This window comes from Hyphobacterium sp. CCMP332, from assembly GCA_014323545.1.
In the GTDB taxonomy this organism is placed as follows: domain Bacteria; phylum Bacteroidota; class Bacteroidia; order Cytophagales; family CCMP332; genus CCMP332.
Genome location: CP058647.1, coordinates 1,712,172 through 1,730,194, shown reverse-complemented (window position 1 = coordinate 1,730,194; position 18,023 = coordinate 1,712,172). Strand labels below are relative to the sequence as shown.

18 protein-coding genes are annotated in these 18,023 nt (G+C 36.5%); 8 read left to right on the top strand and 10 right to left on the bottom strand.

Annotated elements, in window-relative coordinates; all coding sequences use genetic code 11:
• Nucleotides 1-27: 27 nt before the first annotated feature.
• The 4 genes from rplS to HZR84_07625 all read right to left on the bottom strand — a co-directional run bounded on the left by rplS (nucleotide 28) and on the right by HZR84_07625 (nucleotide 2,471).
• On the bottom strand, nucleotides 28-387 hold the full coding sequence (gene rplS, locus HZR84_07640; GenBank protein QNL21813.1) for a 50S ribosomal protein L19: 360 nt from the start codon (nucleotides 385-387) through the stop codon (nucleotides 28-30).
• 65 nt (nucleotides 388-452) lie between these two features.
• Nucleotides 453-1,154 carry a tRNA (guanosine(37)-N1)-methyltransferase TrmD gene (gene trmD / locus HZR84_07635; protein ID QNL21812.1) on the bottom strand — a complete coding sequence of 234 codons (702 nt, stop codon included), beginning with the start codon at nucleotides 1,152-1,154 and terminating at the stop codon, nucleotides 453-455.
• The gene (gene rimM / locus HZR84_07630; protein QNL21811.1) at nucleotides 1,144-1,683 is read right to left on the bottom strand and encodes a 16S rRNA processing protein RimM; all 540 of its coding nucleotides are present in this window, start codon (nucleotides 1,681-1,683) and stop codon (nucleotides 1,144-1,146) included. Before rimM ends, trmD begins: the two co-directional genes overlap by 11 nt.
• Before the next feature lie 14 nt (nucleotides 1,684-1,697).
• Nucleotides 1,698-2,471, bottom strand: a complete 774-nt coding sequence (locus tag HZR84_07625) for a 30S ribosomal protein S16 (GenBank protein ID QNL21810.1) — start codon at nucleotides 2,469-2,471, stop codon at nucleotides 1,698-1,700.
• A gap of 158 nt (nucleotides 2,472-2,629) precedes the next feature.
• On the opposite strand from HZR84_07625, the gene HZR84_07620 reads away from it, so the two are divergent.
• The 3 genes from HZR84_07620 to HZR84_07610 all read left to right on the top strand — a co-directional run bounded on the left by HZR84_07620 (nucleotide 2,630) and on the right by HZR84_07610 (nucleotide 4,513).
• Nucleotides 2,630-3,223 carry a nitroreductase family protein gene (locus HZR84_07620; GenBank protein QNL21809.1) on the top strand — a complete coding sequence of 198 codons (594 nt, stop codon included), beginning with the start codon at nucleotides 2,630-2,632 and terminating at the stop codon, nucleotides 3,221-3,223.
• Between the two features lie 3 nt (nucleotides 3,224-3,226).
• Nucleotides 3,227-3,934, top strand: coding sequence for a pirin family protein (locus tag HZR84_07615; protein ID QNL21808.1), 708 nt, complete (start codon nucleotides 3,227-3,229; stop codon nucleotides 3,932-3,934).
• A gap of 165 nt (nucleotides 3,935-4,099) precedes the next feature.
• Nucleotides 4,100-4,513: a DUF3293 domain-containing protein gene (locus tag HZR84_07610; protein ID QNL21807.1), complete on the top strand. Its 414-nt coding sequence runs from the start codon at nucleotides 4,100-4,102 to the stop codon at nucleotides 4,511-4,513.
• Here HZR84_07610 and HZR84_07605 read toward each other — a convergent pair whose 3' ends face one another.
• Entirely contained in the window at nucleotides 4,514-5,638 is a 1,125-nt protein-coding gene (locus tag HZR84_07605) for an AhpC/TSA family protein (GenBank protein QNL21806.1), read from the bottom strand. It abuts the gene before it with no gap.
• Nucleotides 5,639-5,720: 82 nt separating this feature from the next.
• On the opposite strand from HZR84_07605, the gene HZR84_07600 reads away from it, so the two are divergent.
• Together HZR84_07600 and HZR84_07595 are read left to right on the top strand one after the other, a co-directional pair.
• A complete protein-coding gene (locus tag HZR84_07600) occupies nucleotides 5,721-6,401 on the top strand; it encodes a DUF2807 domain-containing protein (GenBank protein QNL21805.1) in 681 nt (226 codons plus the stop codon).
• Nucleotides 6,402-6,598: 197 nt separating this feature from the next.
• Nucleotides 6,599-8,101, top strand: coding sequence for a potassium/proton antiporter (locus tag HZR84_07595; GenBank protein ID QNL21804.1), 1,503 nt, complete (start codon nucleotides 6,599-6,601; stop codon nucleotides 8,099-8,101).
• Between the two features lie 16 nt (nucleotides 8,102-8,117).
• Here the strand turns inward: HZR84_07595 and HZR84_07590 are convergent, their stop codons facing one another.
• Together HZR84_07590 and HZR84_07585 are read right to left on the bottom strand one after the other, a co-directional pair.
• The gene (locus tag HZR84_07590) at nucleotides 8,118-10,058 is read right to left on the bottom strand and encodes a tetratricopeptide repeat protein (GenBank protein QNL21803.1); all 1,941 of its coding nucleotides are present in this window, start codon (nucleotides 10,056-10,058) and stop codon (nucleotides 8,118-8,120) included.
• A gap of 49 nt (nucleotides 10,059-10,107) precedes the next feature.
• Nucleotides 10,108-12,495, bottom strand: coding sequence for an ABC transporter permease (locus HZR84_07585; GenBank protein ID QNL21802.1), 2,388 nt, complete (start codon nucleotides 12,493-12,495; stop codon nucleotides 10,108-10,110).
• 127 nt (nucleotides 12,496-12,622) lie between these two features.
• Here HZR84_07585 and HZR84_07580 point away from each other — a divergent pair, with 127 nt between their 5' ends.
• Entirely contained in the window at nucleotides 12,623-13,738 is a 1,116-nt protein-coding gene (locus HZR84_07580) for a glycoside hydrolase family 3 protein (protein ID QNL21801.1), read from the top strand.
• 128 nt (nucleotides 13,739-13,866) lie between these two features.
• On the opposite strand, the gene HZR84_07575 is transcribed toward HZR84_07580, so the two are convergent.
• Together HZR84_07575 and HZR84_07570 are read right to left on the bottom strand one after the other, a co-directional pair.
• Entirely contained in the window at nucleotides 13,867-14,499 is a 633-nt protein-coding gene (locus tag HZR84_07575) for an LON peptidase substrate-binding domain-containing protein (protein ID QNL21800.1), read from the bottom strand.
• A 6-nt stretch (nucleotides 14,500-14,505) separates the two neighbouring features.
• Nucleotides 14,506-15,921 carry an MBL fold metallo-hydrolase gene (locus tag HZR84_07570; protein QNL21799.1) on the bottom strand — a complete coding sequence of 472 codons (1,416 nt, stop codon included), beginning with the start codon at nucleotides 15,919-15,921 and terminating at the stop codon, nucleotides 14,506-14,508.
• A gap of 200 nt (nucleotides 15,922-16,121) precedes the next feature.
• On the opposite strand from HZR84_07570, the gene HZR84_07565 reads away from it, so the two are divergent.
• On the top strand, nucleotides 16,122-16,694 hold the full coding sequence (locus HZR84_07565; protein QNL21798.1) for a YceI family protein: 573 nt from the start codon (nucleotides 16,122-16,124) through the stop codon (nucleotides 16,692-16,694).
• Between the two features lie 11 nt (nucleotides 16,695-16,705).
• Here HZR84_07565 and HZR84_07560 read toward each other — a convergent pair whose 3' ends face one another.
• Nucleotides 16,706-17,347, bottom strand: a complete 642-nt coding sequence (locus HZR84_07560) for an NAD(P)-binding domain-containing protein (GenBank protein QNL21797.1) — start codon at nucleotides 17,345-17,347, stop codon at nucleotides 16,706-16,708.
• 131 nt (nucleotides 17,348-17,478) lie between these two features.
• On the opposite strand from HZR84_07560, the gene HZR84_07555 reads away from it, so the two are divergent.
• On the top strand, nucleotides 17,479-17,907 hold the full coding sequence (locus HZR84_07555) for a peptidylprolyl isomerase (protein ID QNL21796.1): 429 nt from the start codon (nucleotides 17,479-17,481) through the stop codon (nucleotides 17,905-17,907).
• The last annotated feature ends 116 nt before the right edge of the window (nucleotides 17,908-18,023 follow it).

Below are 18,023 nucleotides of genomic sequence, written 5' to 3'. Positions count from 1 at the left end.
CGGGGTTTTAATATTATACTGAGGATATTATCCTCTTTTCTCTCTAATTCGTGCCGCCTTACCTGCTCTTCCTCTCATGTAGTAAATTCTGGATTTTCTTACTTTTCCTTTTCTTACCAATTCAATTTTATCAATTGCCGGTGACAAAACAGGAAAAATTCTTTCTACTCCAACACCATTTGACACTTTTCTAACAGTAAAAGTTTCGCTATTGCTGCCTTCGCCTTTTCTTTGAATTACAGTTCCTTTGAATTGCTGAATTCTTTCCTTGTTTCCCTCTTTAATTTTCACGTGAACATTGATAGTATCACCGGCTGAAAATTTTGGGAAATTCTCCCTGGTATCAGGTGTTAATTCTTTCTCTACAAGTTTTATTATTTCGTTCATAACTGACGTATTGTGGCCATTTCCAAAAACGGACTGCAAATATAGAAAATTTAACTTTTAAAGAACTATTTATCCTTATGATTTATTATTTTTTGATATAATTCGGGTCTTCTTTCTTTGGTTCTTTGCAGTGCCATATTCAAATTCCATTCCTCAACCTTTTTTTGATTGCCGGATTTTAGAACTTCAGGGACTTTCCAACTTTTGTATTCTGCTGGTCTGGAATATACCGGGGGCGCAATAAGATCATCTTGAAAAGAATCACTCAATGCCGAAGTTTCATCGTTAAGAACACCGGGAATGAGGCGAATCAGGGCATCGGAAACAACAGCAGCAGCCAACTCTCCTCCGGATAGCACATAATCACCTATGCTTATTTCAAAATCAACTAGGTGTTCTCTTACCCGCTCATCTACACCTTTATAATGACCACAAAGCAATATTATATTTTTAAATTTTGTCGACCATTCATTGGCCAATCCCTGATTAAATACGCTCCCATCAGGAGATAAATATATCACTGCATCATAATTGCGTTTTGATTTTAAACTAGAAATGCAATCGTCAATCGGTTGGATTTGCAGCACCATTCCCGCACCAAAACCATAAGCATAATCATCTACTTTTTTGTGTTTATCATTGCTATAGACACGCAAGTCATGAACCTGTAGATCAACATGGTTTTTCTCTCTGGCTCTTTTAATGATAGACTGGTTGAAATAACTATCAAGTATGGTTGGCAAGCATGTGATTATATCAATTCGCATCTGTTATCGAGGCATTAATATTACTCAATCCTTCCGGCAAGTTCATTTCCAGGACATTCTTTTTTCTTTGAAAGTAGGGCTCAAATTCATCAACAAGCGGAACAAGTATTTCCGCCCCGTTCTTGTCGACACCTAAAAGAATCTGGCTGGTCTGATCATAAATCAACTGGATAGTTCCTAATGCACCCTCTTTTCTGTCAAGCAATTGGGCTCCAATTAGTTCGTGGAAATAAAAACGGCCATTGTCGAGATCCGGAAGTTCATCTATAGGTAATAGAAGAGATGCCCCGACAAAACGCTGCGCTTCATCACGGTCATGAATATCTTCAAATTTGATTAATGGCCCATTGGGGGTCTGTCTAATATATTCAATAAAAAAAGGAACCGGCTTATTCTCCAGGTCGAGAAAAACCGATTCCATTTCTTCATAATGCTCGGGTTGATCTACATCCAGTTTAATGTATACCTTACCGTCATTTCCGTGAACTCTGGAGATATGACCGATTTTAAAAAATTGGTCGCTATCCATTACAATTTAGGAGCTTAGTCCTTTTTATCTTCTTGAGCTTCTTCTTTTTTCTCTTCTGCAGGAGCTTCAGCCTTAACTTCCTCTTTCTTCTCCTCTTTCGGAGCTTCAGTCTCTTCTTTCTTTTCTTCTACTGCTGCTTCAGCTTTAGTTTCTTCTTTTTCCTCTTCTGCAGGGGCTTCAGCTTTAACCTCTTCACTTACTTTCTCCTCAGCTTTTTCCTGTTCTGCTTCAGTGGGGGCTTCAGTTTGTGCAACCGCTTCTTCCGCCTCTTCTGACAATTCACTTTCTTCCGCCTCTTCAGAAATCTCTTCTTTAAGTGCTTCTACAGCTTCTTCTTTTTTCTTCCTTAAAGCTTCAGCACGAGCTTCATTAACTTTTTTCTCTGCAGCGATTCTGTCTTTTCGCATTTTCTCTTCTGCTTCTGCAAGGCCTGTTCTCTTATTCTCAATGGCTTTTTCTTTCTGTTTCAACCAGGTATCAAACTTTTTATCAGCATCTTCCTGAGAAATTGCGCCTTTTAACACACCGATTTGCAAATGCTTTTTCAACAGAATACCCCTATAAGACAACATAGCTCTAACTGTATCTGTAGGTTGTGCACCTTTCATGACCCAGTCAAATGCTTTGTCTTCGTTGAGTTCTATAGTTGCGGGGTTGGTATTGGGATTGTAGGTGCCTATTCTTTCGATAAATTTTCCATCCCTTGGAGAGCGGGAGTCGGCGACTACTACATCAAACATGGCCAATTTTTTACGGCCTCTTCTTTTCAGTCTAATTTTTACTGCCATTGTATTTTATTTCAACATGATGATGGAACTCGTCCATCTAAAAAAATCAAGCTGCAAATATCATAGTATTTTTGTTACTGACAAAATAATGGTTGAAAAAAACATATTTAATTCTTTATGCAACAGTTTGTGCTCATTTTGCATTAATACATAAGACAATGAATAAAAAGATGAAGATTAAAGAGGATTTAAATTTTGAACTATTAGATGAAATAGCCAGCAGGTGGAGCGGAAGAGCCTTTGCAGCTAAAAAACTTGAGAAAGATACTATTCTTCAAGTACTAGAAGCGGCACGTTGGGCACCATCAAGTTACAATGAACAGCCATGGGCATTTATTGTAGGCTTAAAAGGGAGTAAAAATTTTGAATTGATATTGGAGTCTTTGAGCAGTGGAAATTCTTCCTGGGCAAAAAATGCAGGCGCTTTGATATTGACACTTTCAATTACAGAACTTGAACGCAACGGCAAGTTCAATAAATTTGCTCAATATGATTTGGGGCAATCGGTGGCATTTTTATCACTTGAAGCAGAGAGGTTGGGATTAAATGTTCATCAAATGGGGGGATTTGACGTTGATAAAGTAGGCGAATCATTCAAAATCAAGAGCCCATATCAGGTAATGAGCGTTCTTGCAATCGGATTTCGTGGAGATCCTGAAATCTTGGATGAGGCTTTGAAACAAAAGGAGCTTTCACAGCAAAGAAGGAAGAGGCTTGAAAAGAAAGTATTTTTTGAAGAATTTAATCAATAAAGTATGCATATAGAAATACACAAATCAGAAAGCAGGGGGCATGCCAATCACGGATGGTTGGATACTCATCACAGCTTTAGTTTTGCACATTATTACAATCCTGATAAAATAGGCTTTGGCTTGTTGAGGGTTTTAAATGACGATGTGGTTGCTGCCGGGGCAGGTTTTGGAACCCATCCTCATAATAATATGGAAATAGTATCCATACCCCTAAAAGGTGCACTTGCTCACCGTGACAGTACGGGCACTGAGGGAATTATCAATACAGGAGATGTTCAAATTATGTCAGCAGGTAGGGGAATTACCCACTCTGAGTACAATGCCTCCAAAAGTGAAAATGTCAATTTTTTACAAATTTGGGTGCTTCCGAAAGATAAAAATATTGAACCGCGACATGACCAAAAGAAATTTTCGATAAATGAAAGAGTAAACAAATGGCAAACAGTTGTGGCACCGGATAATGATGATGCTTTATGGATAAATCAGGATGCATGGTTTTCCCTGGGACATTTTGAAAAAGGAAATTCAGCGAACTATACCATACATAATAGAGGAAATGGCGTTTATATATTAGTTATTGAAGGTGAAGTCAAGATTAACGAAGCCATATTATCTAAAAGAGATGCTGCAGCAATCGCCGATTGTGAAGAAATCGGGGTTCAGCTTTTGCAAGACTCCGAGCTATTGATAATTGAAATTCCAATGAATTAAGCTTTAGAGGCGGACTTTCTGATTCTCGTACATTGATGCATAATGAGACAATTTCAATGATTCTCTTACATGCAAGGACATTATAGGTGAAATCTGTAATCTTTATTTCATCCATTAGCGTAAAATAAGTACAGCACAAACCAATTTGATATACAGGATAGGATCATGGATTCAAAATTGATCAAGGCATATACAGAAACAGACTATCATATTCTTCCTTTAGAATTGACAGTAAAAATCGGGGTGATAAATTCACGCCTTGACTATGAAATGGAAAAGCAAACCTGGCTGAATTACTCAATTATTACAGCCTGGAATCCAGGGTCTGTACCAAGTGCTTATGAAGATAATCTTATTCAAAATCTAAGACTTCTAAAAGATTTAGTCGAGAATGACTATGTAATCTATCCGGCATTAGGAAAATCGAAGCAAAATTTTTGGAAACCCGAGGAAAGCTGGTGTGTATTTAATATTACAAGAAATTTTGCCATTGAACTCGGATCAAAATACCTTCAAAATGCAATTGTATACGCTGAAATAAACAAAGCGCCAGAATTACTATACTGTAGCGAATTTTAATCAGCTTTCCATTAACAAAGATTCCAGTTTATTGCGCAGTTCTTCGCCTCTTAGTTTGTGGGCTATAATAATACCTTCCGGATCTACAAGTACTGTATGTGGAATACTCATTACTCCGTATTGATCCGCCACTGAATTGGACCAGCCTTTAAGATCGGAAACATGTGGCCAGCTTAAATCATCTGCTTCAATGGCATTAATCCAGTTTTCTTTGGATTCATCCAAGGAGACTCCAAGAATCTCAAACCCCGGACCCTGATCGTGCAAGTCATTATACATTGCAACTACATTGGGGTTTTCCCGTCTGCAAGGGCCACACCAGCTTGCCCAAAAATCAATTAGTAAATATTTTCCTCTAAACTTATCTGAGCTAATCATATTGCCACTGGTATCCTCTTGAGAAAAAGAAGGCATTTGTACACCAACTTCCACGCTTTTCAGAGTATTAATTCTATCTTTTAGTTTAATGTAATATTTTGACCCCGCAAGAATGGTATCAAAAGCCAAATACAGTTCTTCAAACTCAGGGAGAGACATTTTATAATTTAATTCAGAAGATACAGTGAGATAAGGGCCAAAAGCATTTGTATTGTTTTCAAAAGCATAATTTTTAATATTTGCCATTTTTTCATCGTCAAGGTCTTCCCACATTGTATCAATTTTCGCCATTTTAGCCAAATCTCCCAATGAATCTGCAAGCATATAATCATCGTAAAGCGCTTTCAATCTGGCATCATAGGTTTTTAGGCTTTTTTGATAATCAGTATAAATGGAATGCAATGCCCCACCTTTAACACTTATTTCATCAAGGCTGTCGAAATCTCCTTTTAATGTAAAATCAGTGTTCTCAAGAAAGATTGGAATCATGTTTCTGCGACTCTGTCCAATACGGACATAATACATTTCAGGCTCTAAAACTTCGCCAGCGAATTCAAAAGAGCCATCTTTTACAATTGTAGAATCATTAATTTCCCAGGAATCGCCGCGCGACATAAGGTAAACCATCGAGGAGTCAGCGCTGGATAAAAGGCCGTTTATTGTGAATTTGGGGGCTTCCTTCCCGCCTTTATTTTGACAGGAAACTAAAACCAGACCGAGTAATATTATTCCTAATAAACCTTTCATTGTATATAATTTTAAAGATAAATGGGCAGAAATCTTCGATTGTTGAGGCAACAATATATTCAATAATTCGTAATTTTCACATATGAAAAAGATAACGACAACCTTACTGGGAATATTATTCTTTGTAATCGCTGAAGCACAATATCAAAGCGAAAGAAAATTTGACACCTTCGAAAAACTTGAGGTGAGCGATGGCATTAAAGTAAAAATATTTAATTCTGATGCTCACAAAGTAATATTAAATGTTAGTGATATGCCGGAAACAAGGGTGATGACGGAATTGTCAGCCTATGAGCTTTCTATAAAACTGGAAACCGGTATTTACGAAAAAGGCCAGGTTTATGCAGAAGTATATGTCAAAAACCTTAAGGAATTAACATTAAAAGACAATTGCAATGTTTCAACGGATAAAGCCCTTAAAGGAGACGCCCTTTTAATAAACGCTTCAAGTTCTTCTAAAGGCGATTTGGAACTCGATTATAATTACACAGAAATTAGTCTTAGCACCAGCGCAAGTCTGAGTTTAAAAGGAAAGTCTAAAATTGTAGATGCAAGTTCAAGCACCAATGCATCTCTCAAGGCCTATGAGCTAAACTCTGAAAACTTCAAGGCCAAAGCAACTACACAAGGAGAGATTTTTGTAAAAACAGAAAACATGCTCGATGCCCAGGCAACAACAGGGGGAAAACTCTATTATAAAGGTCAACCCGCGCACCTGAAGGAAAAGTCAAACCTGGGAGGAGATGTAATTGATGCTAACTAGGGTTTATTGAAAAACCAATCCACCAGACACAGTTTTCACTCATTATAAATCAAGAATCTTGGATTCAGCATTGTTAAAAAAAAGAGACAGGATCTTCAAGGATATCAATCGTAAAAATTAATTAAGTACAAAAGTCAATTAATTAATTCCAATTAAAGAAGCGTTACATTTGTGCGAGCAAAAATTGAACAAGCTGTATGAGTTTAACAATTGAAAATATTCTTCTGGTTGGATCTTTATTACTGCTGATAAGTATTTTTGCCGGAAAGACATCCTACAAATTTGGTGTTCCTACCTTATTACTCTTCTTGGCAATTGGAATGCTGGCCGGGTCGGATGGTATCGGTGGCATACGATTCGATGATCCAAAAATTGCACAATTCATTGGAGTGGTTTCCCTAAACTTTATTTTGTTTTCTGGAGGGCTTGATACCAATTGGACTGCTGTTAAACCTATTCTTAAAGAAGGAATTGCCCTTTCTACTTTGGGGGTTTTGTTAACGGCGCTTTCCCTTGGTTTTTTCGTATGGATGATTACGGATTTTACCATATATGAAAGCTTACTGCTGGGCTCAATAGTTTCTTCAACAGATGCGGCAGCAGTATTTTCTATTCTTCGTTCAAAAAGCCTGGCATTAAAAACAAATCTTCGCCCTACTTTGGAATTGGAAAGCGGTAGTAATGATCCAATGGCTTATGTGCTTACACTTGCATTTTTAACGCTTGTTATTAATCAGGATCAGGGCATCTTATCTGTAATTCCATTGTTTCTGCAACAAATGTTATTCGGAGGAATCGTTGGGTTTGCATTCGGAATGATTAGCAAAATCATCATCAACAAAATCAAATTGGATTTTGAGGGGCTTTATCCTGTCCTGGTAATTGCATTGATGTTCATAACATTTTCAGCGACTGATTTTATTGGTGGAAATGGCTTCCTTGCTATTTATATATGTGCAGTTTATCTTGGAAATCAGGACCTTATCCATAAAAAAACAATTTTAAAAATGTTTGATGGATTGGCATGGCTCATGCAAATTGTACTCTTCCTTACCCTGGGATTGCTTGTTTTTCCAACACAAATAATTCCATACATTGGGATTGGTCTCCTTATATCAATCTTTTTAATTGTAATAGCAAGGCCGGTAGGTGTTTTTCTCAGTCTTGTTTTCTTCAAAATGAAAATGAGAAGAAGATTTTATATATCCTGGGTAGGTTTGCGTGGCGCTGTACCTATAGTATTTGCAACTTATCCTCTTTTGGCCGGCATTGATAAGGCAAATATGATTTTTAATATTGTATTCTTTATTTCAGTTACTTCCGTATTAATTCAGGGAACCACCCTTTCACTATTTGCAAAATGGCTACATGTTGCTTTACCTGAGAAAGCTAAAAAAATTACCGCTACTGATTTATTGAGAACAGAAATTCCTAAAGCTGAAATGAAAGAGATCCTAATTTCCTCAAATGACAATTCAGTTGATAAACAAATTGTTGAACTAGGTTTTCCAAAAAGCGCAATAATAGCAATGATCAAGAGAGGGGATAGCTATATTACTCCGAATGGCTCGACCATTATCGAAGATGAGGATGAACTTATTGTTTTGGCTGACAAACCGGAGATTTTTGATGAGGTTTATAAAATCCTAAAAACGCAAAAAAGTGAAAGTGAAGAAGAGATTATTGAAACGACGGACTAAAAATAAATTTTATTAATTATTCTATTACACTTTCGTTAAATTCCTTGATGATTTCATGAAATCGTTTGTCTTTTCTTACAAACTCCCATATCGGATTAATTTTAAGAAAAATAATTCCTCCAAGCCTGTTTTTAAGGGCATTTTTGAGATGATTAAAGGCTTCATCCATTCTGCCTAATCCGGCATTTATAATAGCAAAATCTACATCCAGACTTATGGAGTCGTCATTTTTCAGTCTTTCATGTGTATTTTCCAGTGCTTGAATTGCTTCTTTTGTATAGCCGGCTTTGCCGTATGCAAAACCCAAGCCAGTCCAACCTTTTAATGGGTCTGTAAGAAAAGATCGGTACTTTTTAAAGTACTCAATGGCTTTGTCATAATTTTCATTGGCCAGTTCAATCCAGGCCAGCCCTTCATAGGCTCCCCTTGTAGAGGGCTCCATTTCAAGTATTTTTCGATAATGCGATCTGGCATTTTCATAGTCTTTGGAAACAAAATAGGCCTGGGCCAAATACATCAAATTTTGAATAGACATGGGGTTAAGATCATATGCCTTTTGCTGGTACTCTAAATGCTTTGTAAAGTTTTCCATCATCAAATAATACCAACCCAGGTAAGTGTAGGGTTCTGAAGAACTGGGATTGACTTCAATGGCCTGCTCAAAATAACTTTTAGCCTTAGGAAAATTCCATTTATAAAAAAGATTAATAATTCCGATGGCAACATAACTCAATGAATTTTCCGGACTAAGCTTTATGGCTTTGACAGCCATAGATTCGGCTTGTGGGAAGACCTCTTTTGGCTTCATTTGACCGATAGAGCCCAAATAAGTAAGGCAGCTCGCATAGGCTGCATAAGATGGGCCGTATTCAGGATCAATTGCAATTGCTTCCTTAAATTGCTTTATTGCTTTTTTTGCATCTTCCGGAGTGAACTTATAAAAATGGTGCATTCCCTGAAGATAGGATTTATAGGAATCCATATTTTTGACGTGCGCAGAATTTTCTCCCGGACTTCTGTCTTCGTCAATTTCAGATTGAAGCTTTGAAGCTATTTTTTCAGCTATTTCATCCTGAATTTCAAAAATATCCAGCAACTCCCTGTTAAAAGTTTCTGACCAATAATGGTAGTCATCCTCAGTATTTATCAGCTGTGCGGTAATTCGCACTTTTTTTCCTGACCGCCGGACACTGCCTTCAAGAATGGTGTTCACATTAAGGGTTTTTCCAATACTCTTAATATCCTCTTTTGAATTTTTAAAGGCAAATGAAGAGGTCCTGGATGTTACTTTTAAACCCTTAATTCGTGTCAGGGCGTTTAGTACTTCTTCGGATATGCCATCACTGAAATACTCATTTTCTTTCTCATGCGACATATTGACAAAGGGGAGCACAGCAATGCTTTTAACCTTGTCGGCCCGATTTGAAATGTAATCTTTAACATCAGGCACAGTTATGTTGTCATCGACAATGGCAAAAATATCTATTGGTTTTTTAACATTTTTAAATTCAAAAGGACCCAAATAACGGGTTCGTATTTCATTTTGGTTTTTAACTTCATCATGCACTTTGTTTGAAATGAACACTGCTCCAGGCTTGCAAAATGTTTCAATCCGACTGGCAAGATTTACACCATCGCCAAAAATACCATCATCTTCAATCACCACATCTCCGGTATGAATCCCGATCCGCAAGGGAATTGACGGTGCTTTACTTAGTTCAGTTTGGATTTCAATAGCACATAAGACGGCATCCACTGCGCTGTCAAATACGATGAGTGTACCATCACCAAAATATTGTAATATATTCCCGTTGAATTTTTCGGTAGCGTTTTTTTGTGTTGCCCTATGTCTTTCTCTTCTTTTCTTTGCCTCTTTTTCATTTTCCTGCACCAATGCAGTATAGCCTACCATATCGGTGAACATAATTGCGGCCAATCGACGTTTAGATTTTTCCAATGCTATTATTGATGCAAATGCGAATTGTAAATCTAATCAATGTAAAGAATTATTCTGTCCGTAATGCGTCAACGGGGTTATTATTTGCAGCGCGAAATGCCTGAAACCCAACAGTAATCAAAACGAAAAAAACAGCAATCAATCCGGCATATAGAAATGACTTGGGATGAATAGTAGTGTGGTATACAAATGAATCATTTAACCAATTATTCATGAGGAAATAAGAAGCGAGAGATGCAATGCCAAGAGCAATAAATATCAAAATGAAAAACTCTTTGGTGAGAAGAAATATGATATTGCGCTCATTAGCACCTAATACTTTTCTTATTCCAATTTCCTTTGTTTTCTGCTCTGCTGAATAAGAGGCCAATCCCAATAAGCCAATGCAAGCAATAAAGATGGTAATGCCGGAAAACAAGGTAAATACTTTGGATCGTTTTTCATCCGCTTCATAAGATTCAAAAAAACGCTGATCTAAAAAATAAGAATCAAAAGGCTGATTGGGATATACTTTTTCCCAAATCTCAGAGATGTTTTTTTGTACACTTTTAACTTTATCGGGATGGAATTTTATATGGACAAAAGGCAAATTTTCACCATAGAAAAATGCCAGGGGCTCTAATTCCTGATATAAACTCAACTGGTGAAAATCTTCCATTACACCGATGACATACAAATATTCAACTTGTTCATCATCATCTCTACTCACACGGATTCTTTTGCCAATGGGCTCATCCCAATCCATTCTATCTACAAAAAGTTGATTCACAATCACTGAGTTTGAATCGGAAGCCAGGTCTTTTGAAAAATTTCTCCCCTGTAGTAATTCAATCTCTAAAGTGGGGATATAGTCTTGGTCTACTCTATAAAAGTTTACGCCCTTCTCAACAAAACCATCTTTAGATTCAATCGGCAAAAGATTTTTTGGATAACCACGGCCCGGCGAAGACATGGCACAGGACATCGAAATAATATCGGAATTTTGACTCAATTCATTTTTAAGAATATCGTATTTTTCTGCCATAGACTGATCTCCAAAGGGGACAACCAATATCTGGTCTTTTGCAAAACCAAGGTCTTTATTTCTTAAAAATGACAACTGGTCAAACACAATGATGGTACTAATAATCATTGCAATAGAAATGGCAAACTGAACAACAACAAGAATTTTTCGAAGCGGAACTGAATTTTTTCCGTGGACAAAACGGCCCTTGAGAACTTTTACCGGTTTAAATCCTGAAAGATAAAATGCCGGATAACTTCCTCCAAGAATTCCCAGAAGAAATAGCATTGCAATAATGCTCAATACAATTTCAGCTTGGAATATATCTGAAAAGTAAAACTCACGCGAAGTCATGGCATTGAATGGCCGCAGAAAAATAAACTTAATGGAAGCTAAACTTATTATCAATGCGGACAATGTCAGAATTAGAGATTCAGATATAAATTGAAGAATAAGCATCCATTTATAAGAACCGAGTACTTTTCGTATTCCGACTTCTCTGGCTCGTCGTTCAGATCTTGCTGTGGCAAGATTCATATAGTTAATCGCTGCTATGGCCAGCATGAATACAACAACAATTGAGAATATGTAAATGTATCCTATGCTTCCGCCCCCTTGTTCTCCATCGGTATTTGAAAACAAATGTATACTCGATAAAACCTGCATTTCATATTCTACTTTTACCCCGTATTGCTCAAATATTGGGTCTACGTAATTGACAATTACTTCCGGAAGTTTGGACTTGAATGTTTCAGGGTTGACATTATCTTTTAATAAAATAAATGTTCTCAAATAGAAAGAGCCCCATCCACCCCCGAGATTTTCTATTGAATTAAGCGAAACCAATCCTGTAAAGTCCATATGTGTATTTCGGGGCAAATCCTCAATTACTCCTGTTACTTTTAATGATTCACCATCGCTGTCTTCTATTGTTTTCCCCAATGCAGGCTCATCCCCGAAATATTTATCAGCAAGGCTTTTGGTCAAAACAATTGAATTGGGCTCATCCAAACAGGAAGCCGGATCACCTTCAAAAAAAGTATGGCTGAAAATGTCAAAATATGTGCTGTCTGCAAGGATAAGATCATCTTCATTATAAACTTTATTGCCAATTTTTAATTTGGTATTATTTCCAATACCATTTAACCGTACATATTCTTCTATTTCCGGATAATCTGCTTTAATCTGTTTTCCAAGCGGAGGCTGGGTTGAGGCCCAGGAAAACTCATCGTCTCTTTCCTGAAAATGCGATACTATTCGAAATATTCTGTCTCTTTTTTCATGAAAATTTTCATAGCTGAGCTCGTGATTTATATAGAGTACCAGTAATAAGCTGGCGATAATACTCACGGATAAACCCAGCAAATTAAGTAGACTGTAACCCTTATCTCTTATGGTATTTCTCCAGGCGGTTATAAGAATATTTTTTAACATTTGACCTTATTTGACTCTAATTTGAAGTTATAATTATTCCTGAACATAATGCTTTTACACAAACGGTAATTATGCAATATGACATATGTCTGAGTTATTTTTTTTAGCTTTCGAATCTTTGACGATCATGAAAAAACTTCTAAATAATACGATTCCACTAATTATATTCTTATTAATCAGTTATTCGACTGCCTGCCAAAGCAGAGAACAAAGCAGCTTCAGTTTAAAGGATTATTACATTGAATCCTCTGCACTCGACAAAAAAGTCAATAAACTCTTCAACGAGATGAGTAATAAGGAGAAGGCATCTCAAATGATAATTACTGCTGCAGGTAAATATGGCAAACCCCACGAAGAGGTAATTGGCCTCGTTCGTGAAAAGACGGTGGGAGGTGTATTACTTTTAAACGGGACCAAAGAAGGCTTTTCAGACCTGGTAAGACAAATCAATGAAATTTCTAAAAAGGAAAACCTCACACCTCAAATTTTTAGTGCAGATGCGGAACCCAGTCTATTAAATTATAAGATTAAAGGAACCGAGGAGGTCCCCAAAACCTCGAGCATTTCAAATGTAGAAACAAGCAGAAAAGTAGCTGCAAAAATCAGTAATGAATTGTTAAATATTGGCATTAATCACAATTATGCACCGGTTATTGATATCAGTCAGGATAATGAGGCCATTGGAAACAGAAGCTATGGAAGCGATCCTCTTCAAGTAGTTAACCTGGCAATGGCCTTTATGGAAATGAGTCAGGATATGGAAATTGTGTCTACGATCAAACATTTTCCCGGTCACGGAAATGTAAAGGGAGATACGCATGAAAAGCTAGTGTTTATAGATGGAGAAATGACAGAAGTACAAAATTACCAACCATTTATAGACGCCGGTGCATTGAGCATAATGGTCGCTCATTTGGCTGTCAAAAACAATCAAAAATATGATACACGGGGATTACCTGCGAGTTGTTCTAGAAATATTGTAAGTGATCTTTTGAGGAGTGAAATGAAATTTGAAGGAATAATTATTACCGATGCTATGAATATGGGTGCATTGAAAGAATTTGGGAATGCCCCATTATTGGCGGCGCAAGCCGGGTGTGATTTGATTTTGATGCCAATGGATGAGCGAAAATTAAATAAGGATTTACAATTGGCACTAACCGAAAAAAGCGCCTTTAAAAACCAATTAGAAGAATCCATAAAAAGAGTACTAAGATTAAAGGTATGTCTTGGTCTCTTATAATATTACACCAATGGTTAGGTTTAATTGTGCTAAAGAGGTATTTTTAATTACAGCCTTTCAATTACCATTTGGTTACGAACTATCCCAATCCCGCACCCTGTATTAATTACGGGGACTTGCGGGATTTTTTATAAACGCGGTGGTTTTAAATTTCTGAAATGACCGTTCATCTTAATTTTAGTCTTTGAAACTTCCAGGTTTTGAAGCGTAGGGATTATTTTTTTCAAGTGTAGAATGAGGAAATCCTGTCTTTCACTTTCTTTTTCAAGTAAGAGCATTTTGTATTCTTCATCAAGCGGAAGAGCCACATGATGGCCTATTTCAAAGGTGGAAATATCAGTGGGTTTTTTGTTAAATTTCCTTCTTACATTGAGCACATCAAACAATTCCTGTAATAGATCCCATAACAATATTCTTTTGCCATAGTCTTCATCTTCAATATTATCTGCATAATCCACAATCGCCCCCGGATATAATTTTGATTTGGCTTCTTTAAAAAATTCAATTACACGAAATACTCTCAAGCCTTCGCTGCGAATATCCATTTCTCCATTTGGATACACTTTGTGTATTTTAGTGAGATTCATTTCAACACCATAATCCATAAGCATGTCTTTTATGTATGGAATGATACCAAAGTTTTTGTTTTCAGTATGACAATCCAGAATTAATTGTTTGTAGCGCTCCTCAAATATGTGAAGGTTAACCTGTTCTCCAGGAAAAGGAACTATGGATAAGGGGAACATTGGTACTTGATTCATATCCAGTTAAATTTCAAATTCTTGGTATTTCTCAGGAATCACTACCTGGTCATAGCCTGCTGCCTCAAGAGAATCTTTAAAATCATCCATGGCTTTTTGTTCACCGTGAACCAAAAAAATCTGCTTTAAAGAATCCTTCGATTGATTTTGAACAAATGATTTTAAGTCATTTAAATCGCCATGACCACTGAAAACATCAGTTACAAATATTTTTGCCTCTACCGGATAGGAGCGGCCATTATTATAAACCATTTTTCGTCCCATGATAAGATCATAGCCCAGAGTTCCCGGTGTACAATAGCCAATTATCATAATAGTACAATAGGGATTGGTAATATTGGCCAAAACGTGTTGAGTCACTCTTCCACCATCAATCATACCAGATGAAGAAATAATTATACAGGGTTCCGTATGATTATTTAAAGCCCTGCTTTCTTCTGTACTCGCCAGATATATAAGATTATCAAAATCGAATAAAAATTCATTTTCTTTTTTAAATGCTCTTGCTTCTTCATTTAACCATGAAGTATAGTATTCATAAATTTTTGTGCTTTTCATAGCGAGAGGACTATCAGTAAACACTTTTATTTCAGGAAGGTCACCTCTTTCCGAAAGTTTGTGAAGCGTATATAATAGTGCCTGGGTCCTGCCGATACTAAATGCGGGGATAACCAATCTTCCCGATTTTTCAACACAGGTTTCGCAGATAATTTTTTTGAGAACCTCTTCCGGGCTTTCCATGTCGCTGTGCTCCCTATTGCCATAAGTTGATTCACAGACTAAATAATCCAGAGAGCCGGGAAGATTGACAGGGTCCTGAAGCAATGGGTAATTCTTTCTGCCTATATCCCCTGAAAAGCCCATGGTTTTTTTCTGGCCTTTCTCTTCAAATTCCACTTCTACATGAGCCGCACCGAGCAAATGGCCTGCCGTGTGAAAAGTTAGATAAATGGAGTCGTTGATTTTAATTTTTTTATCCGGGTCTATTGTTTGAAAATGATCAAGTGTTCTTTCAACATCCTTTTCAAAATACAAAGCATAAGGGTCGAGGGAAATTATTTTCTTTTTGGGCTTGAACTGCGCTTTTTTAAATCTGTCATAGGCTTTTTTGTTTAATGAAGCGCTGTCTCTTAATAGAATGTCACAAAGGTCAAATGTTGCATGAGTGCTGTAAATCTTGCCCTCGAATCCTTCTTTAAGGAGATTTGGTAAATTCCCACTGTGATCTAAATGAGCATGCGTAAGAACTACTGCATTGATCATCGAAGCTTCAAATTCAAAAAGACGTTTGTTCTGATTCTTGTCCCTGTTTTTATCAAAATCAAGCCCACAGTCAATCAACAATCTAAAATCATTTTCAAATTCCAATAGAAACATGCTGCCCGTCACTTGTCTTGTTGCTCCGTAAAAACCTATTTTCATGAGTATCCCAGTCTGAGAGAAATAACACCAGTATATGTACTGCTGTTCATTTCAAAAATGGATTTTTTAATTTTAATTGATTGCGCTTAGTTGAGTAATGATATAAAACACAAACATCTCAATTTATTAAAATATCAAACATCATTGCAACATTCTAAATTAATGGCTTTATTTTTAATAAATTGGAAAACCCTACAAACATGCCAGTATTAAGATTTCTTATATTCATACTATTTTGTCTCAATTTATTCCAGCCTATTGAAAGCACAGCTCAGAGCATTGACAAGAGTAAGATAAGGCTTACCAAAGGAAGAGTGGATTTTCACTCCAATGCCGAACTTGAAGTAATCAGAGCCCATTCAACAGAACTTGCGGGAATACTGGACAGGAAAACAAATCAATTTGCAATATCAATTCCTATGATTTCATTTTTAGGTTTTAATAGCCCATTGCAAAGAGAGCACTTTAATGAAAACTATATGGAATCACATAGTTTTCCGAAGGCAACCTATTCGGGCAAAATTGTTGGGAATTATGATTTAATGAAAGAAGGTTCAACTGAAATAATGACCAAAGGAGAGCTTACAATTCACGGCATTTCAGTGGAACAAAATATTCCGGTTAACCTTGTCATCAAACATGGCATTGTGGGCGTCAGGTCGAACTTCAAAGTAGCCCTTGCAGATTATAATATTAAGATCCCAAAAGCAGTAGAAGGTAAAATTGCAGAAATTGTGGATGTAGAGGTGTACGCATTATTCCAGGAAAATTAAAATCGGAAATTTCATTTTTTCAAAAGCTTAAATGCATGTGTCCATTGATTATCAATAAAACCGGGAATACACCATAAAATACATAAGGGTTCTATAGCCCTTGCTGCTTCGGCTTTTCCCATATCTACGCTTTCCCATCCAAACTGATCCAATATAGTTTTCACTTCTTCTTTTGCATTCTCATTATCTCCGGCGATAAACATACTTGGTTTTAAACTCAATTCAGGATTTACCATTAGCGCACTTCCTACAGAATTAAAGGCTTTAACAAAATGGGCTTCTGGAGCAATATATTTTAAATTTTCCATCAGGGAGGCATCAAGATTAGTGAAGAATTTTAAAACACCGTTTACAGGAGGGACATCTTCAATTGGATTCGTAGTATCAATAATTGTTTTACCTTTTATCTCATTTCTAAGATCTTTAATCATGCTTTCTGCAGCGCTTCCTTTGACCGCAAGTACCAATAGTTCTCCAAATTCTGCGGCATTTTTAAAATTGCTTATTTGTGCTCCATTACCTTCTTTGGAATTCCAATCTTCCAGTTTTTCGGGATTTCGGGTACCCATCATTATATCATAGTCATATTTTAAAAATCCTGCAGCCAATGTTTTTGCTACAATTCCGGATCCGATAATTCCTACTTTTTTCATAGTTGTTCTTTTAATTCTTATGTAAGATATAAGTCTTTCAAAAAGAGATAGCTATAAATTACATAATTTCATTTATTTTTTTATGCCCTTTTGAATTGCCTTAACTTTGTGGTTTAATAAAAAGATAAATTATGTCAAAAGCAGAAACAGGAAATTCAGTTGCAGTTCATTATACGGGAAAATTAGAAGATGGAACTGTATTTGATTCCTCAGAAAACAGAGAACCTCTTTCATTTAAGTTAGGTGAAGGTCAGATGATAAAAGGATTTGAAAATGCAGTCATGGGCATGGCTATTGGAGATAAAACGACAGTTTCATTGGAACCAAAGGAAGCTTATGGTGAAAGATCAGAAGAAAGAATATTACAGGTTCCAAAGTCAGATGTGCCCAATGATATTCCAACCGAAATAGGAACACAGCTATCTATTAACCAATCAAACGGACAGCAAATTCCCGCGGTAATTACAGATGCAGACGCCGAATCGATAACCCTGGATGCCAATCATCCATTGGCAGGGAAAAAGTTAATTTTTGATATTGAAATGGTTGAAATTAAATAAAGTTAACAGCATTTTTTTGAAGAGGTGTTTTTGATAGTGTTTCGAAAACACCTTTTTTATTGCCTTATAACATTAATGTTTTTGGCTAGAAATACAATTTTGAGCAATAATTGAAT

Coding starts and splice junctions, on each gene's coding strand:
- trmD (QNL21812.1), bottom strand. CDS start 1,154: ATGCGAATTGATATAATCACATGCTTGCCAACCATACTTGATAGTTAT.
- HZR84_07610 (QNL21807.1), top strand. CDS start 4,100: ATGGATTCAAAATTGATCAAGGCATATACAGAAACAGACTATCATATT.
- HZR84_07580 (QNL21801.1), top strand. CDS start 12,623: ATGAAAAAACTTCTAAATAATACGATTCCACTAATTATATTCTTATTA.
- HZR84_07575 (QNL21800.1), bottom strand. CDS start 14,499: ATGAATCAAGTACCAATGTTCCCCTTATCCATAGTTCCTTTTCCTGGA.
- HZR84_07560 (QNL21797.1), bottom strand. CDS start 17,347: ATGAAAAAAGTAGGAATTATCGGATCCGGAATTGTAGCAAAAACATTG.
- HZR84_07595 (QNL21804.1), top strand. CDS start 6,599: ATGAGTTTAACAATTGAAAATATTCTTCTGGTTGGATCTTTATTACTG.
- HZR84_07605 (QNL21806.1), bottom strand. CDS start 5,638: ATGAAAGGTTTATTAGGAATAATATTACTCGGTCTGGTTTTAGTTTCC.
- HZR84_07555 (QNL21796.1), top strand. CDS start 17,479: ATGTCAAAAGCAGAAACAGGAAATTCAGTTGCAGTTCATTATACGGGA.
- HZR84_07570 (QNL21799.1), bottom strand. CDS start 15,921: ATGAAAATAGGTTTTTACGGAGCAACAAGACAAGTGACGGGCAGCATG.
- HZR84_07615 (QNL21808.1), top strand. CDS start 3,227: ATGCATATAGAAATACACAAATCAGAAAGCAGGGGGCATGCCAATCAC.
- rimM (QNL21811.1), bottom strand. CDS start 1,683: ATGGATAGCGACCAATTTTTTAAAATCGGTCATATCTCCAGAGTTCAC.
- HZR84_07600 (QNL21805.1), top strand. CDS start 5,721: ATGAAAAAGATAACGACAACCTTACTGGGAATATTATTCTTTGTAATC.
- HZR84_07620 (QNL21809.1), top strand. CDS start 2,630: ATGAATAAAAAGATGAAGATTAAAGAGGATTTAAATTTTGAACTATTA.
- HZR84_07625 (QNL21810.1), bottom strand. CDS start 2,471: ATGGCAGTAAAAATTAGACTGAAAAGAAGAGGCCGTAAAAAATTGGCC.
- HZR84_07585 (QNL21802.1), bottom strand. CDS start 12,495: ATGTTAAAAAATATTCTTATAACCGCCTGGAGAAATACCATAAGAGAT.
- rplS (QNL21813.1), bottom strand. CDS start 387: ATGAACGAAATAATAAAACTTGTAGAGAAAGAATTAACACCTGATACC.
- HZR84_07565 (QNL21798.1), top strand. CDS start 16,122: ATGCCAGTATTAAGATTTCTTATATTCATACTATTTTGTCTCAATTTA.